A 15959-nucleotide genomic window follows, 5' to 3' on the forward strand; every position below is an offset into this window, starting at 1 on the left:
TCCCTGTGGGAGCGGGCTTGCTCGCGAATGCGGTGTTTCAATCAACACGATGCCGGCTGATCCACCGTATTCGCGAGCAAGCCCGCTCCCACAAGGGGACTTTGGTCGCTAGGGAGAATTGTGGACAACAATCCTGAGCCCCTGCGAAACCGCGACATAAAGTCGCCGCAAACAGTTGTTTTGTCACGGTTTTGACTTGTCCCCGTTTGCTGTGGAACTGGCTGTGGGTAACGTGGGAGTAGCTGGCTGCAAGCCTTTTAATACGTGGCTTGCAGGGCTATGGACATTTTTTGATCAGGCGTTTTTGGTTAGCCGGGAGCGGCTGTTGTCAACACTTTTATGAGGGCGGGAATGGACTCGAAAGCGTGTGGTCAAGCCTGTGGATAAGTCTGTGACTAAACTCTGGAAAGACCGCGCTGAGGGCCGTCGTTACTGGCTTGGAGCCATCGCCTATTTTGCGCTGGCTTATAGCAGATAACTTGCGCTGCACAACCTCTCTTGCAGGGTCAAGCGAAAAAATTTTCCAAATACCCCGAAAAGCCTTATGCACAGCGGCCTGCGGGATTTTCACTTGCCCCCGATTACTGTGGACGTGCCTGTGGATAAGGTGCGGGCAACCGGCTGCGGGCCTTGTTGGGAAAGGCTTGGCGTGGATTGGTTGTTTTATGAGCAGCCGTGGCCAAAAGCTCATGCGCAAGCCTTGCCCCTGGCGTGCCAGGCCGGGCATGCTGTGGGCCGATTTCCATTCAATGGCTTTTGCAGTTCAAACAAGGAGAACACGATGTCTGACACCCTGTTTATCACTGGCGCGACGTCCGGTTTTGGTGAAGCCTGTGCCCGTCGGTTTGCCGAGGCCGGTTGGAAACTGGTGCTGACCGGTCGTCGTGAAGAACGCCTCAATGCCCTGTGTGCCGAGTTGTCGAAGCAGACCGAAGTCCATGGCCTGGTCCTGGATGTGCGTGATCGCAAGGCCATGGAAGAGGCCGTCGCCAACCTGCCGCCATCCTTCGCCAAGTTGCGCGGGCTGATCAACAATGCCGGCCTGGCCCTGGGCGTCGACCCGGCCCCCAAGTGCGACCTCGATGATTGGGACACCATGGTCGACACCAATGTCAAAGGGCTGATCTACAGCACACGCCTGCTATTGCCGCGGCTGATCGCCCACGGCCGTGGAGCCGGGATCGTCAACCTGGGTTCCATCGCCGGCAACTACCCGTATCCGGGCAGTCACGTGTATGGCGCGAGCAAGGCGTTCGTCAAACAGTTCTCCCTGAACCTGCGTTGCGACCTGCAAGGCACCGGCGTGCGGGTGAGCAACATCGAGCCGGGCCTGTGCGAGAGCGAGTTCTCCCTGGTGCGCTTCGGTGGCGATCAGGAGCGCTACAACGCGACTTATGCCGGCGCCGAGCCGATCCAGCCACAGGACATCGCCGATACGATTTTCTGGGTGCTCAACACACCGGCGCACATCAACATCAACAGCCTGGAGCTGATGCCGGTGAGCCAGACCTGGGCCGGGTTTGCCATCGAGCGCAACAAGGCGTAGCGGGAGAGCCTGTGGTGAGGGGATTTATCCCCGTTGGGGAGCGTAGCTCCCCTAATACCTGAGCCCATGATCTATCTTTTTAGGGCTGCTGCGCAGCCCAGCGGGGATAAATCCCCTCGCCACAGAGGCGTTACACCAAGTAATCGGCCAGCCCGCGATAGCAGGTCAGCAGGTGATACGGCGTGGTGGACGGCATGTCCCGGCGGCTGACCATGCCGTCGGCGTCCAGGCATTCGTTCCAGCCCTTGGCATGCAGGAAGTGTTGCTGCAAAGCCTGCAATTGACGCAGTAACAGCCCCTGGTTGCCAGGGCGTAATGTCAGTGCCCGCAGGTACTCGGCCTGAGCCCAGATGCGTTGGGTGGCATCGCGCGGGCTTGCTTGTGGTTCCGGGTCCAGCATCGCGCACACGGCGCCGGATTCCGGATCGACGCCGCATTGTTGGGTATGGTCGAAGCTGCGCTCCAGGGCGGTGTGCAGCTTGCCGTTGCGCAACAGCGGCGATGAAGCCAGCAAGTAATACCATTCGAACTGGTGGCCCGGCTCGAACCAGTTATCCACAGCCTTGAGCGGTTTTTCCATCATGACCCGTTGCTGCGGCTCGATGAAATGCTTGGTCATCCCGTCGCACAAGCTCAGCAATGCTTGACGGACGGTGGCGTCCTCGCGGACCGAGAGCGTGGCGAGGAAAGCTTCGGCCAGGTGCATCAAGGGGTTTTGCAACGGGCCGGAGCCGGTCGTTGACCAATCGCGCTTGAGGCTGGCTTCGTAGAGGCCCTCCGTGCTGGCAAAGCGCTGGGCGATGACCTCCAGGCTGGCGTTGAGCACCGACTCCACCAGCGGTTCGCGGACCTTGTCCCAGTAATGGGCGCAGGCGAACAGGATAAAGGCGTGGGTGTAGAGGTCTTTGCCGGTGTCCAGCGGCGCGCCTTGAGGGCCGATGCTGTAGAACCAGCCGCCATGTTCGGCATCGTGGAAATGCCGTTGCAGCGAGCGGAACAGGGCACTGGCCCGCTCCTCGGCCTCGGGGACTTCGCCAATCAGGCTGGCGAACACATACAACTGCCGCGCACAGGCCATGGCGCGGTAGCGCTGGGGCGGCAGCGGCGCGTGTCCGGCATCCAGGGATTCATAGGGCAGCGCCAGTTCGGCATTCCAACCCGGGCCTTGCCACATCGGCACGATCACGTCGTGAAAATGCTGACGCACTGTTGCGAACAGGGCGATCAATTCAGGCTGGGGAGCGGGGCGGGAAGCATCAGGCATCGGCGGAGGTCGTCACGGCTGGGGGCGATTGCGCGACATGGTAGCAGAGTGACCGACTCCAGAGAGGTGGCACCTGTAAGTCCGTCATCGCGAGCAAGCTCGCTCCCACAGGGCCCCGATCAAAGTGTGAAAGCCCGATGAAACTGTGGGAGCGAGCTTGCTCGCGATAGCGGCCAGGCAGACGCTAAAGAATCAGCTGGCCAACAACCACACCCCAGCCCCCGCCGAAGCCGCCCCGGCCAACCTGACCAATGGCGCCGCCGCTTGCGGCAACACCCGCACCAGCGCAAAACCTGCGCCATGCAGCGCCGCCGTGGCCGCGACGAAGCCTGCCGCATAGGCCCACGGGCTCGACATGCCCGGCAGTTCCAAGCCATGGGCCACGCCATGGAACAGCGCAAACAGGGCGGTTGCACCGACCGCCAGGCTCAACGGCGGACGCACCGCCAGTGCCACCGCCAGGCCCAGGGCGAGCACCGAGGCGGCGATCCCGCTTTCCAGCGCCGGCAGGTCCAGGCCTTCAAAGCCCAGCAGGCCGCCAAGCAGCATCGTACCGACGAAGGTGCATGGCAGTGCCCAGCGCGCGGCGCCTTGTTGTTGCGCAGCCCACAAACCGACCGCCAGCATCGCCAGCAAATGGTCGAGCCCGCCGATGGGGTGGCCGAGGCCGGCGATCAGGCCGTTGTCGCCGTGGCCGGGGTGAGCGAAGGCCAGGGCCGGGGTCAGCAGCAGGGCGAAGGCGCCGAGAATGCGTTTGAACGTCATGGATAAGCTTCCTTGTTGTCAGTCGAAAAATCAGGCGGCGCTCAGCAGGCCCTGGCGCTCGATGAAGGCGATGATGTCGTCCAGGCCTTGGCCGGTCTTCTGGTTGCTGAACACGAAAGGCTTGTCGTTGCGCATCCGCCGGGTGTCGCTGTCCATCATCTCCAGGGATGCGCCCACCAGGGGTGCCAGGTCGATTTTGTTGATGACCAGCAGGTCGGATTTGCAAATGCCCGGCCCGCCCTTGCGCGGCAGCTTGTCGCCGGCCGAGACGTCGATCACATAGATCGTCAGGTCCGACAGCTCCGGGCTGAAGGTCGCCGACAGGTTGTCGCCGCCCGATTCCACCAGGATCAGGTCCAGGCCCGGGAAGCGCCGGTTCAACTGGTCCACCGCTTCAAGGTTGATCGACGCATCTTCGCGAATCGCCGTGTGCGGGCAGCCGCCGGTTTCCACGCCAATGATCCGCTCCGGCGCCAAGGCCTCATTGCGCACCAGGAAGTCGGCGTCTTCGCGGGTGTAGATGTCATTGGTGACCACCGCCAGGTTGTAGCGTTCACGTAGAGCCAGGCACAGGGCCAGAGTCAGGGCGGTCTTGCCGGAGCCCACCGGGCCGCCGATACCGACGCGCAGAGGTTGTGTATTCATGTGTGTCTCCTAGGAACGGAACAGACGGCTGTACTGGCGCTCATGGGCCATGCACGCCAGGGACAGGCCAAACGCGGCGCTGCCGTAATGATCGGGGTCGATGTTCGAGGCGTCGTGCTGGGCCTGTTGCAACAGCGGCAGCAGTTCGCTGGTCAGGCGCTGGGCCGCTTGCTGGCCCAGGGGCAGGGTTTTCATCAGCACCGCCAGTTGGTTTTCCAGCCAACTCCACAGCCAGGCGGCGAGGGCGTCCTGGGGGGCGATCTGCCAGGCGCGGGCGGCCAGGGCCCAGCCCAGCGCCAGATGCGGCTCGCTGCGCTGTTCGAGAAAGCCTCGCGCGGCGTGGTCGAGTTCCGGCAAGCCTGCGAGCAATTGCTGCAACGAGTAGCCCATCTGCCGGCTCTCCTGATACAGCTCGCGGGTCTCCCGGCTGGCACGGTGCTCTTCGCAACGTCGCAGCAGCGTAACCCAATCGTCAGCGGCGGCTGCGGTGCAGTGCGCCAGCAGCAAGGGCGCTTCGAAGCGTGCCAGGTTCAGCAGCAATTGATCGCTGATCCAGCGCCGCGCATCGTCGGGGTTTTTTACCTGGCCGTTGTCCACCGCCATCTCCAGCCCCTGGGAATAGCTGTAGCCGCCAATCGGCAGCTGCGGGCTGGCCAGACGCAGCAGCGCCCAGGCCGGATTCATGTGCGCACGCCAAACTGATGCAGGCGCGGCGCGTAGTTGAAGTCTTCGTCGCCGTGCCGGGAGTGATGATGGCCGCCGCCATAGGCACCGTGTTCTGGCTGGAATGGGGCTTCGATGGATTCGACGCTGGCGCCCAGTTGCTCGAGCATCGCCTTGAGCACGTAGTCGTCCAGCAGGCGCAGCCAGCCATCGCCCACTTGCAGGGCCACGTGGCGGTTGCCCAGGTGATAGGCGGCGCGGGTCAGTTCGAAGGCGTTGGCGCAGGTGACATGCAGCAATTGTTCGGCGCGGGCGCGGACGCGCACGATGCGCCCGTCTTCGGCCTGCAGGCATTCGCCGTCGTACAGGGGCGGCTGGCCTCGTTCCAGGAACAACCCCACGTCTTCACCCTCGGCACTGAAACAGCGCAGGCGGCTTTTACTGCGGGCGTCGAAGGTCAGCTGCAGCTCGGCGTCCCAGCGCGGTTGAGTGTCGATTCTGCGGTGGATCACCAGCATCGGAGTGCTTCCAGCAATGAACAGTGCTGTGTTTAGAGCAAGGGGCTTGCCAATCGAAGAAGGTGTAGGAAATAGCTGGGATGGCGTTTCAGGATGGGGCGGATTGCGTGCCATATTGGTGCGCGGCGGGGTGTTGCGCACCATTTCATGGCACGCACAAAAAGAACCTGTGGGAGTGGGCTTGCTGACAGCTATTCGGTACTGCCCAACCCTTGCCAATGCTTGAGGCCAATGAAGATGAACCGCAGTTGCTGGGTAATCTTCGCCTGGGGTGTGAGGTGTTCGGGGAGGGCTTGGGCCGGTGGGTCGATGATGTCCGGCAGGGTGGCGAACACGCTCTTGACAATGAGGTCGGCCATCACGCCCAGGGCGGCCAGGTCCAGGTGTTGCAGCTTGGGCATCAAGGCTAGGTCGGCGGCCAGGTCCGAGCTGATGCCTTCGCGCAATTGGGCGATGGCGTGGCGCACCGGCAGGGAACCGCCGTATTGCTCGCGGGCCAGGAACAGGAATTGGGATCGATTGGCTTGTACCACATCGAGAAAGATTCGCACCGACGCATCGATAATGCCGCCCATGACGAACTCGTTGTGGCGTACCAGGCGGATGGTCTCGCGGAAGGTCTGGCCGACTTCGCTGACCAACGCCAGGCCCAGTTGGTCCATGTCCTCGAAGTGCCGGTAGAACCCGGTGGGCACGATACCTGCCGTCCTGGCGACTTCCCGCAGGCTCAGGCTACCGAAGCCCCGGCCGCACTCCATCAAATGACGGGCTGCGTCCATCAGGGCAATTCGGGTCTGTTGTTTCTGTTCGGCGCGGGGCAGCATCGCAGGGCTGGCTTCTGGTCACGGGAGCGATGCACTCTAGCAAATCGGCTTTGTCGACGTCGAACGGTAGAGAGGGATCGGGGGGGGGAAAACGAGGGGTTTGAAAAGTCAAAAGCCCGATTGCAGGAATCGGGCTTTTTTCTGGGCCAGCATGGGCTCAGCTCACTTGGTCGCGACGTTCGATGACGCGGTCGCCACCGTCTGCGGCAAGGAGTTGACCTTGTGGGGTATGTTCGTAGCCGCCTTCGACCAGACCTTTTGCTTCGAGTCGGTCACGACCGCCTTCGGCAAGGGACTCGCCCAATTTGGTACGGTCGGAACCGCCTTCGGCGAGGGTCTGACCCAATTTAGTACGGTCGGAACCGCCTTCGGCGAGGGTCTGGCCCAATTTGGTACGGTCGGAACCGCCTTCGGCAAGGGACTCACCCAACTTGGTACGGTCGGAACCGCCTTCGGCGACTGTCTGGCTGTAGACAGAATGGCTGTCCTTGACCTGTGGCGTGGCTTGTTCGGAGGCTGGCAGCGCGAAGGCGGTAGAGGCCAGCAGTGAAAGTGAAAGACTCATCAGTAATTGGCGTTTCATGATCGTTGCTCCTTGGAGGGGCGATAAAGTGGGTACGAGGGCAATGCTACTCTCGATAAGTCGATATAAAAGTTCAAAAACGCAATGGTAATAATCAACGGAATTGATTGTTCCGGGCGAAGGCTCTAGAACGGGCGTTTCCGGGGTGCGGTTTTGCACTGTGATGGGTATTTTGTACCCATTTGTGACTCGTAAATGTGCGGGTGCGGTAACAGTTTGTTGGCTGATCGGTCAGGATCCCGGCATTTTTTTGTGCCGTTCATCGGCACCTGTTGGTCGTTTCATCAGTCCAACCTTTCATGACGAACCCACTGCAGGTTCGTCTTTCCAACAGCGCCGTGGTTGCGGACGCTGACTTGTCATCAGGAGCCTTGTGCATGACGCGCACCTCGAAAATCCTCGCCTGGAGCTTTGCCAGCCTTGTTGTCCTGCTGGCGGTGCTGGTCCTGGTCATCGCGTTCTTCGACTGGAACCGCATCAAGCCCCCGCTCAATGCCAAGGTTTCCGAGGAGTTGCATCGCCCCTTCGCCATCAACGGCAACCTGGCGGTGGTCTGGCAGCGCGAACCGGGGGAAGGTGGCTGGCGCGCGTGGTTGCCGTGGCCCCATGTGGTGGCCGAAGACTTGAGCCTGGGTAACCCGGACTGGTCGAAAACCCCGCAAATGGTCACGCTCAAGCGTGTCGAGCTACGCGTTTCGCCCTTGGCCTTGCTGGCCCGGCGAGTGGTGATTCCGCGCATCGACCTGACGGAGCCCGATGCCAACCTGCAACGCCTGGCGGACGGTCGCGCCAACTGGACCTTCCAGTTCGACCCGAAGGATCCGGACGCCGAACCGTCCAGCTGGGTGGTGGACATTGGCGCCATCGGCTTCGACAAGGGCCACGTCACCCTCGACGACCAGACACTCAAGACCCGCCTGGACCTGTTGATCGACCCGTTGGGCAAACCCATTCCGTTCAGCGACATCGTTGGCGATAAGGTCGCCAAAAAAGCCCAGGACCAAGGCGCGACGCCGCAGGACTACGCGTTCGCCTTCAAGGTCAACGGGCAGTATCACGGGCAAAGCCTGAGCGGCTCCGGCAAGGTCGGTGGCTTGCTGGCCCTGCAGGATGCGTCACAACCCTTTCCGCTCCAGGCCCAGGCGAAGATCGGCGACACCCGTATCGAACTGGCTGGCACCCTCACCGACCCGCTGAATCTCGGGGCCCTGGACTTGCGCCTGAAACTGGCCGGCAAAAGCCTCGCTCATCTCTACCCACTGACCGGCGTGACCTTGCCGGATTCGCCGCCTTACGCCACCGATGGCCGCTTGATTGCCAAGCTGCATGAGCCGGGTGGGGCGCTGTTCCGCTACGAGGCGTTCAACGGCAAGATCGGCGACAGCGATATCCATGGCGACCTGGCCTATGTCGCCAGCCAGCCGCGGCCGAAACTCAGTGGTGCGCTGGTCTCCAATCAACTGCTGTTCAGCGACCTGGCGCCGCTGATCGGTGCGGACTCCAATGCCGAGCAAAAGGCCCGGGGCGGCGCCAGCAAACAGCCGACCGACAAGGTCTTGCCCGTGGAAGAGTTCCGCACCGAGCGCTGGAGCGTGATGGACGCCGATGTGGAGTTCACCGGCAAACGCATCGTTCACAGCGAACAATTGCCGTTCAACGACCTTTATACCCACCTGGTGCTCAATGATGGGCAATTGAGCCTGGAGCCCCTGCGCTTCGGCGTAGCCGGTGGCCGCCTCGATGCGCAGATCCGCCTCAACGGGCACACCCAGCCCCTTGAAGGCCAGGCGAAGCTGACGGCGCGAGGGTTCAAGCTCAAGCAGCTGTTCCCGGGTTTTGAACCGATGAAAACCAGTTTCGGCGAATTGAACGGCGATGCCGACATCACCGGGCGCGGCAATTCGGTGGCGGCACTGCTGGGCACGGCCAATGGCACGCTGAAAATGCTCATCAACGATGGCGCCATCAGTCGGGAATTGATGGAGCTGGCGGGACTGAACGTCGGCAACTACGTGGTGGGAAAAATCTTTGGCGACAAAGAAGTGAAGATCAATTGCGCGGCGGCGGACTTCGACATCAAGACGGGCCTGGCGACCACGCGCCTGTTCGTGTTCGACACGGAGAACGCGATCATCTACATCGACGGCACGGCGAACATGGCGAGCGAGCAACTGGACCTGACCGTCACCCCCGAGTCCAAGGGCTGGCGTCTGATTTCCCTGCGCTCGCCGTTGTACGTGCGCGGCCCGTTCGCCAAGCCCGCCGCTGGCGTCAAGGCCGTGCCCCTGATGCTGCGCGGTGCCGGGATGGTGGCGTTGGGCGTGATCGCCGCGCCGGCGGCCGGGTTGCTGGCGCTGGTGGCGCCCAGTGGCGGAGAGCCGAACCAGTGCGCGCCGCTACTGGAGCAGATGAAGGCGGGCAAGGCGCCGGTGACGGTCAAGCCTACCCGGTAGCCCGGTTGTACGGAGAGGCGGCTGGCCTCATCGCGAGCAAGCTCGCTCCCACAGGTTGACCGCATTCTTTCAGACAGAATGCAGTCCCCTGTGGGAGCGAGCTTGCTCGCGATTGGGGCCCTGAAGGCTATTACAGATCGGCCAGGATATCGGCCATGTCATCGGCATGTTCTTCTTCCTGGGCCAGGATGTCTTCGAAGATGCGCCGGGTGGTCGGGTCTTTTTCGCCGATGTACTGGATGATTTCCCGGTAACTGTCGATGGCGATCCGTTCGGCCACCAGGTCCTCGTACACCATTTCCTTGAGGGTGTTGCCCGCGACGTACTGGGCGTGGGAATTGCGGGTCAACAGGTCGGGGTTGAACTCCGGCTCGCCGCCCAGCTGCACGATACGCTCGGCGAGTTTGTCGGCGTGTTCGGCTTCCTGGTTCGCGTGCTCGAGGAACTCACTGGCCGCCACGCTGGCCTTGAGGCCGGTGGCCATGAAGTAGTGACGCTTGTAGCGCAGCACGCAGACCAGTTCGGTGGCCAGCGCTTCGTTGAGCAGGCGGATGACTTCCTGCCGGTCGGCGCCATAGCCTTCGGTCACTGCGCCGTTCTGCACGTTCTGCCGTGCACGTTCGCGAAGGGTGGTTACATCGGATAAGTGCATGTCGCTCATCTCGTTCTCCTGGAGGCTGATCCGGTTGGAGCGTCACGCTCTGCTGGCGCGATCACTTCTTAGGTGGAGTGAGGAACGAGGCAAAAAGTTTAATGAAATGTGTCAATGCAATTCCCATTCGGCATCACCGATGTGACGGTGGTGGCGGCCGAAGGCGAAGAGTCGGCCGAGCGCAGTTTCGCGTTGTCTTGTGCCGAGGCCGAGGAGCGTCTGCTCGCGCTGGCGCGGACCTTTTGAAGCGGCCCAACGGGCGCAAGCGCGCTCGCCATGGACGCCTGCACGTACATGAAGTGACACGGGTGTCATAGACGGGTCATCATCGGTACGGATGCTGATCCCTCTTGATCACAAGGATGTCGCCATGTCGCAACGTTGCGCCACTCGTTACCCGCTGGTATTGGTCCCGGGCATGCTCGGGTTCATACGCCTGGTGCTGTATCCGTACTGGTATGGGATCGTCTCGGCGTTGCGTCGCGGTGGTGCCGTGGTGGTGGCGGTGAAGGTTTCGCCGTTGCACTCGTCCGAGGTGCGTGGCGAGCAGTTGCTGGCATTGATCGACGACATCCTGCGGCAAACCGGTGCGCAGAAGGTCAACCTGATCGGCCACAGCCAGGGCAGCCTAACCGCCCGTTATGCCGCCGCCAAACGCCCGGACCTGGTGGCGTCGGTCACGTCGGTGGCTGGCCCCAACCATGGCTCCGAACTGGCCGATTACCTGCAGGCCCACTACCCGGCCGACAGTGCCAAGGGGCGTGTGCTCAGTGCCGTGTTGCGCCTGATCAACGCCCTGATGAGCCTGCTGGACACCGGCTATCGCGGGCCGAAGCTGACAGTGGATATCCAAGCTTCCCACGCCTCCCTGACCACCGCCGGGGTGGCGCTGTTCAATCAAGATTATCCACAGGGCCTGCCGGTTACCTGGGGCGGGCAGGGGCCGGAAGAGGTCAATGGCGTGCGCTATTACTCGTGGTCCGGCACCTTGCAGCCGGGCAAGACCGATAAGGGGCGCAATCTGTTCGATGGCACCAACCGCACTTGCCGTTTATTTGCCCGCACCTTTGTCAGGGAAGCGGGACAGTGCGACGGCATGGTCGGCCGCTGCAGCTCACACCTGGGCACGGTCATCGGCGATGATTATCCGCTGGACCACTTCGACATCGTCAACCAGTCGCTGGGGCTGGTGGGCAAGGGGGCCGAGCCGGTCCGGTTGTTTGTCGAGCATGCGCAGCGGTTGAAGGCGGCCGGGGTGTAGGGGGTCGGATCGAGTTGGCCGCCATCGCGAGCAAGCTCGCTCCCACAGGGGATTTGCAGCGCTCGGCCCATGGTGGGAGCGAGCTTGCTCGCGATGGCGATGGACCAGGCACAGCAGAGCCAACAGATGAAGGTGTAACAGGCTTTGTCTACACTGCACCTCATCGCCGTACCCTCGTGCGGCAGCCAGGAGAAACACCATGAAGATGCTGCGTGTGCCTTTGTTGATGATCGGTTTGCTGTTGTGTTCCCAAGGCTTCGCCGCGACGGCGCAGCAGACCAAGATGACCACCTGCAACGCCGACGCCACCGCCAAGGCGCTCAAGGGCGACGAGCGCAAGGCGTTCATGAGCACCTGCCTCAAGGCTGCATCGAGCACCCCGCAGGAACGCATGAAGACCTGTAACGCCACGGCCACCACCCAGGCCCTGAAGGGTGATGCCCGCAAGGCGTTCATGAGTGAGTGCCTGAAGAAAAAATAAGGGCTGGGTTTTTCTCCAGCCTGTGAGGGCCTTATCGCGAGCAAGCTCGCTCCCACCATGGACCGGGCACTACAAATCCATGGTGGGGCGAGCTTGCTCGCGATGGGGACGGCACGCACTGCAAAAAAACAGCTGAACCCTGTCCAGGATCGGTCGATACAATGTCTAGTGCTGTTGGTGGATCGCTGGCAGACTGCCGATCCTTTCACGCCGTTTTGTCCTGAGGCTGTATGCCAACGTTTTCTCAGCGTCATGTATTGTTGGTGATCAGTTGGGTGATCATTTTTGGTGGGTTGTTGCTGGTGCTGCCACTGCGCCTGTTGCCGAGCCTGCTGGCCGGGTTGTTGGTGTTCGAGCTGGTCAACATGCTCACCCCACAGCTGCAGCGCCTGATCGAAGGTCGCCGTGCCCGCTGGCTGGCCGTGGCGTTGCTGGGCACGCTGGTGGTCAGTGTGCTGACGCTGATCTTCGCCGGAGCCATCAGTTTCCTGCTCCATGAGGCCGAAAACCCCGGAGCCTCCCTGGACAAGTTCATGACGGTGGTCGACCGCGCCCGAGGGCAATTGCCGCCATTCATCGACGCCTACCTGCCGGCCAGCGCCGCCGAGTTCCGAGTGGCCATTGGCGACTGGGTGAGCAAGCACCTGAGCGACCTGCAACTGGTGGGCAAGGACGCGGCCCATATGTTCGTGACGTTGCTGATCGGCATGGTACTGGGGGCCATCGTCGCCTTGCAGCGCATCCCCGACCTGACCAAGCGCAAACCCCTGGCCGCGGCGCTGTTCGATCGCCTGAACCTGCTGGTCAAGGCGTTTCGCAACATCGTCTTCGCCCAGATCAAGATCTCCCTGCTCAACACCTTCTTCACCGGGATTTTCCTGGCGGTGGTGCTGCCGCTGTTCGGGATAAAACTGCCGCTGACCAAGACCCTGATCGTGATGACCTTCCTGCTGGGGCTGCTGCCGGTCATCGGCAACCTGATGTCCAACACGCTGATCACCATTGTCGGTCTGTCGCTGTCGATCTGGGTCGCCGTGGCGGCGCTGGGTTACCTGATCGTGATCCACAAGCTCGAATACTTCCTCAACGCCCGCATCGTCGGTGGGCAGATCAGCGCCAAGTCCTGGGAATTGCTCATGGCGATGCTGGTGTTCGAAGCCGCGTTCGGGTTGCCGGGAGTGGTGGCGGGGCCGATTTACTATGCGTATATCAAAAGTGAGCTGAAACAGATCGGGATGGTCTGATCCGGTAGGGATGGTGCCAGATCTGGCGCCATCGCGAGCAAGCTCGCTCCCGCAGGAGATATCAGTGCCTATGCGATCCCTGTGGGAGCGAGCTTGCTCGCGATGCAGGCGCCTCGGTCTGGGATCAGACCTGCGTGCCGTAGCGCTTCATCGCCTCGATCGCCAACCCGCTGCCAATACTGCCGAAGATATTGCCTTCCACGTGCCGCGCCTGGGGCAGCATCGCCGAGACGCTGTTGCGCAGCGCCGGGATGCCGCTGGAACCGCCGGTGAAGAACACCGTGTCGACCTGATCGACCCGCACGTCGGCATCGCCCAGCAACTGCGTGACGCTGCCGCGCACCCGCTCCAGCAAGCCGTCGATGGCCGACTCGAACAGCACGCGGCTCAGGTCCACGCTCAGGCCCGGCTCGATCCGGTCCAGGAGCAAATGACGCTGGTCGGTGTGGGTCAGCTCGATCTTGGTTTCTTCCACTTCCATCGCCAGCCAATGCCCGGCGCGCTGTTCGATCAGCTTGAACAGCCGGTCGATGCCGCCGGTGTCTTCGATGTCGTAGCGCATGCTGCCCAGGGCCAGGGTGGACTTTTGCGAGTACACCGCGTTGATGGTGTGCCAGGTCGCCAGGTTCATGTGGTGGCTGGTGGGCATGTAGGCGCCGCTTTTCATGCGGCTGCCGTAGCCGAACAGCGGCATCAGGCCGGCCAGGGAGAGTTGCTTGTCAAAATCGGTCCCGCCGATGTGCACGCCACCGGTGGCGAGGATGTCGGCGTGGCGGTTGTCGTGGGTGCGGCGCTCGGGGGAGAGGCGCACCAGGGAGAAGTCCGAAGTACCGCCGCCGATGTCGACGATCAGCACCAGCTCTTCTTTCTCGATGGTCGATTCATAATCGAAGGCCGCCGCGATGGGCTCGTACTGGAACGAAACCTCCTTGAAGCCGATGGCGCGGGCGACGTCCACCAGGGTGTTTTCCGCTTCCTGGTCGGCCATTTCATCGTCGTCGACGAAAAACACCGGGCGCCCCAGTACCACTTCTTCGAATTCCCGACCGGCGGTGGCTTCGGCGCGTTTCTTCAACTGGCCGATGAACAACCCCAGCAGGTCCTTGAAGGGCATGGCCGTGCCCAACACGCTGGTGTCGTGCTTGATCAGCTTGGAGCCCAGCAGGCTCTTGAGCGAGCGCATCAGCCGGCCTTCGTAGCCTTCCAGGTATTCGTGCAGGGCCAGGCGGCCATACACCGGGCGGCGTTCCTCGAGATTGAAAAAGACCACCGAAGGCAGGGTGATCTTGTCGTCCTCCAGCGCGATCAACGTTTCCATGCCGGGGCGCAGCCAGCCGACAGTGGAGTTGGACGTGCCAAAGTCGATGCCGCAGGCACGGGCCGGGGATGCGTTTTTCATGTCTTTCGGGTTCCAGTTGAAAAAACGGCCGCGCAGTGTATGTCAGTGGGGCGCGGATTCGAAGGCCGGTTATCTGCTAATTCTCGACCGCAGGCCTTGAAAGACTCTCTTATACCCCCAAACTTGCTGGCATGAGCCTGGTAGCGCAAGGCGGGTGCAAGAACCGCCGCCAGCTGCCGATAAACTTCTGACGCGCCGCCCGGTCCCAATCTTGAGGTCGGTCAACCCGCTGTCCGGTCATCCGGGCATGCTGTGCGTGCGGTGCGACATCGATAACGGATGGTGATGCTTAGATGGATTTCAAAGACTATTACAAGATCCTGGGTGTCGAGCCCACGGCGGACGACAGCACGATCAAGGCTGCCTACCGCAAGCTGGCGCGCAAGTACCACCCGGATGTGAGCAAGGAAAAAGACGCCGAGACCAAGTTCAAGGACGTCTCCGAAGCCTATGAAGCGCTGAAAAGTGCCGACAAACGCGCCGAATACGACGACCTGCGCCGCTACGGCCAGCACGGCCAGCCGTTTCAGGGCCCGCCGGGTTGGCAGAGCCGTGGTGGTTTCGGCGGCCAGGACACCGGGGATTTCTCGGACTTCTTCAGTTCGATCTTCGGTAACCGTGGGTCGGGTTTCGGTGGCGGACAGGCAGGTCGCAGCGCCGGCCGTCGAGGGCAAGACGTGGAAATGGAATTACCGATTTTCCTGGAAGAAACCCTGTCGAACGAGTCGAAGAAGGTCTCGTTCCAGGTGCCGCAATACAACGCGGCCGGCCAACACGTGAGCAACACCAGCAAGAGCCTGAACGTGAAGATCCCGCTGGGCGTGACCGACGGCGAACGCATCCGCCTCAAGGGCCAGGGCGCGCCGGGTGTCGGTGGTGGTGCCAACGGCGACTTGTACCTGACCATTCGTTTCGCTCCGCACCCCAAGTTCGACGTCGAAGGCCAGGACCTGATCATCACCTTGCCCCTGGCCCCGTGGGAATTGGCGCTGGGCACCGAAGTGGCGGTGCCGACCCTCACCGGCAAGATCAACCTCAAGGTCCCGGCCGGCAGCCAGAACGGCCAGCGCATGCGCGCCAAGGGCCATGGCCTGCGCAACAAGGCCGGCGAGCGCGGCTATCTGTTCGTGCAGCTCAAGGCCGTGATGCCCAAGGCCAGCGACGAAGCGGTCAAGGCGCTGTGGGCCGAACTGGCGAAGAAAGCGGCGTTCGATCCGCGGGAGAATTTCTGACCTGTGGTTGATGACCCACTGAACACAAAACCTGTGGCGAGACTCGACAGTTAAAGCATTGGGAGAAGCAGACCATGAACAACCCGATCATTGAACTGACCCTGACGGAATTCTGCGAGGCTGCCGCGTTGGCCGACGCCCATGTGATCGAGATCGTCGCCCACGGCATCCTCGAACCCCACGGCGCGGCTCCTGCGGATTGGCGTTTTACCGACTATGAACTGGTCCTGGCCCGCCGTGCGGCCAAATTGCGCCGCGAGCTGGAACTGGAATGGGAAGGCGTCGCCCTGGCGCTGGACCTGCTGGAGGAAGTCCAGCAACTGCGTGCCGAGAATCGTCGGCTGCGCCAGCAATTGGGCCGTTGGGTGGAATGACCGTGGCGGTTCGTATCCGTCATGTCTTGTCGAAAAAGCAATAAATAGTTACCGC

The 15959-nt window shown here is 62.1% G+C and carries 16 protein-coding genes and 1 pseudogene; 8 read left to right on the forward strand and 9 right to left on the reverse strand.

Annotation, left to right across the window (positions count from 1 at the left end):
* Positions 1–781: 781 nt before the first annotated feature.
* On the forward strand, positions 782–1546 hold the full coding sequence (locus BM321_RS18705) for an SDR family oxidoreductase (protein ID WP_058546553.1): 765 nt from the start codon (positions 782–784) through the stop codon (positions 1544–1546).
* Between the two features lie 130 nt (positions 1547–1676).
* On the opposite strand, the gene BM321_RS18710 is transcribed toward BM321_RS18705, so the two are convergent.
* The 7 genes from BM321_RS18710 to BM321_RS18740 all read right to left on the reverse strand — a co-directional run bounded on the left by BM321_RS18710 (position 1677) and on the right by BM321_RS18740 (position 6808).
* Positions 1677–2810, reverse strand: a complete 1134-nt coding sequence (locus BM321_RS18710; protein WP_092443915.1) for an AGE family epimerase/isomerase — start codon at positions 2808–2810, stop codon at positions 1677–1679.
* A 192-nt stretch (positions 2811–3002) separates the two neighbouring features.
* Positions 3003–3575, reverse strand: a complete 573-nt coding sequence (locus BM321_RS18715; protein ID WP_092443917.1) for a HupE/UreJ family protein — start codon at positions 3573–3575, stop codon at positions 3003–3005.
* Between the two features lie 30 nt (positions 3576–3605).
* Positions 3606–4220, reverse strand: coding sequence for an urease accessory protein UreG (gene ureG / locus BM321_RS18720; protein WP_092443919.1), 615 nt, complete (start codon positions 4218–4220; stop codon positions 3606–3608).
* A 9-nt stretch (positions 4221–4229) separates the two neighbouring features.
* The gene (locus tag BM321_RS18725) at positions 4230–4904 is read right to left on the reverse strand and encodes an urease accessory protein UreF (RefSeq protein ID WP_092443921.1); all 675 of its coding nucleotides are present in this window, start codon (positions 4902–4904) and stop codon (positions 4230–4232) included.
* On the reverse strand, positions 4901–5401 hold the full coding sequence (ureE, locus tag BM321_RS18730; RefSeq protein ID WP_092205336.1) for an urease accessory protein UreE: 501 nt from the start codon (positions 5399–5401) through the stop codon (positions 4901–4903). Before ureE ends, BM321_RS18725 begins: the two co-directional genes overlap by 4 nt.
* 191 nt (positions 5402–5592) lie before the next feature.
* Positions 5593–6225, reverse strand: coding sequence for a TetR family transcriptional regulator (locus BM321_RS18735; protein WP_092443923.1), 633 nt, complete (start codon positions 6223–6225; stop codon positions 5593–5595).
* A 157-nt stretch (positions 6226–6382) separates the two neighbouring features.
* A complete protein-coding gene (locus BM321_RS18740; RefSeq protein ID WP_092443925.1) occupies positions 6383–6808 on the reverse strand; it encodes a hypothetical protein in 426 nt (141 codons plus the stop codon).
* A gap of 377 nt (positions 6809–7185) precedes the next feature.
* On the opposite strand from BM321_RS18740, the gene BM321_RS18745 reads away from it, so the two are divergent.
* A complete protein-coding gene (locus BM321_RS18745; protein ID WP_092443927.1) occupies positions 7186–9261 on the forward strand; it encodes an AsmA family protein in 2076 nt (691 codons plus the stop codon).
* Positions 9262–9391: 130 nt separating this feature from the next.
* Here BM321_RS18745 and BM321_RS18750 read toward each other — a convergent pair whose 3' ends face one another.
* A complete protein-coding gene (locus BM321_RS18750; protein WP_092171445.1) occupies positions 9392–9922 on the reverse strand; it encodes a ferritin-like domain-containing protein in 531 nt (176 codons plus the stop codon).
* Between the two features lie 120 nt (positions 9923–10042).
* Here BM321_RS18750 and BM321_RS31015 point away from each other — a divergent pair.
* From BM321_RS31015 to BM321_RS18765, 4 genes and pseudogenes are all read left to right on the forward strand, one after another.
* A pseudogene (locus BM321_RS31015) lies at positions 10043–10159 on the forward strand (FMN-dependent NADH-azoreductase); the annotation flags it as partial.
* Between the two features lie 124 nt (positions 10160–10283).
* Positions 10284–11174 (forward strand): esterase/lipase family protein, encoded by an 891-nt coding sequence (locus BM321_RS18755; RefSeq protein ID WP_092443929.1) that lies wholly within the window; start codon positions 10284–10286, stop codon positions 11172–11174.
* A 199-nt stretch (positions 11175–11373) separates the two neighbouring features.
* Positions 11374–11655 carry a PsiF family protein gene (locus BM321_RS18760; RefSeq protein ID WP_092443931.1) on the forward strand — a complete coding sequence of 94 codons (282 nt, stop codon included), beginning with the start codon at positions 11374–11376 and terminating at the stop codon, positions 11653–11655.
* A 230-nt stretch (positions 11656–11885) separates the two neighbouring features.
* Complete coding sequence (locus BM321_RS18765) at positions 11886–12899, forward strand: AI-2E family transporter (RefSeq protein WP_092204820.1); 1014 nt, start codon at positions 11886–11888, stop codon at positions 12897–12899.
* Between the two features lie 124 nt (positions 12900–13023).
* Here BM321_RS18765 and BM321_RS18770 read toward each other — a convergent pair whose 3' ends face one another.
* The gene (locus tag BM321_RS18770; protein ID WP_092443933.1) at positions 13024–14298 is read right to left on the reverse strand and encodes an Hsp70 family protein; all 1275 of its coding nucleotides are present in this window, start codon (positions 14296–14298) and stop codon (positions 13024–13026) included.
* Between the two features lie 293 nt (positions 14299–14591).
* On the opposite strand from BM321_RS18770, the gene BM321_RS18775 reads away from it, so the two are divergent.
* Positions 14592–15530 (forward strand): DnaJ C-terminal domain-containing protein, encoded by a 939-nt coding sequence (locus BM321_RS18775; RefSeq protein WP_092331008.1) that lies wholly within the window; start codon positions 14592–14594, stop codon positions 15528–15530.
* Positions 15531–15604: 74 nt separating this feature from the next.
* A complete protein-coding gene (locus tag BM321_RS18780) occupies positions 15605–15904 on the forward strand; it encodes a chaperone modulator CbpM (protein WP_092331010.1) in 300 nt (99 codons plus the stop codon).
* Positions 15905–15959 lie beyond the last annotated feature (55 nt).

Source organism: Pseudomonas sp. NFIX10 (genome assembly GCF_900111955.1).
Lineage (GTDB): Bacteria > Pseudomonadota > Gammaproteobacteria > Pseudomonadales > Pseudomonadaceae > Aquipseudomonas > Aquipseudomonas fluorescens_AA.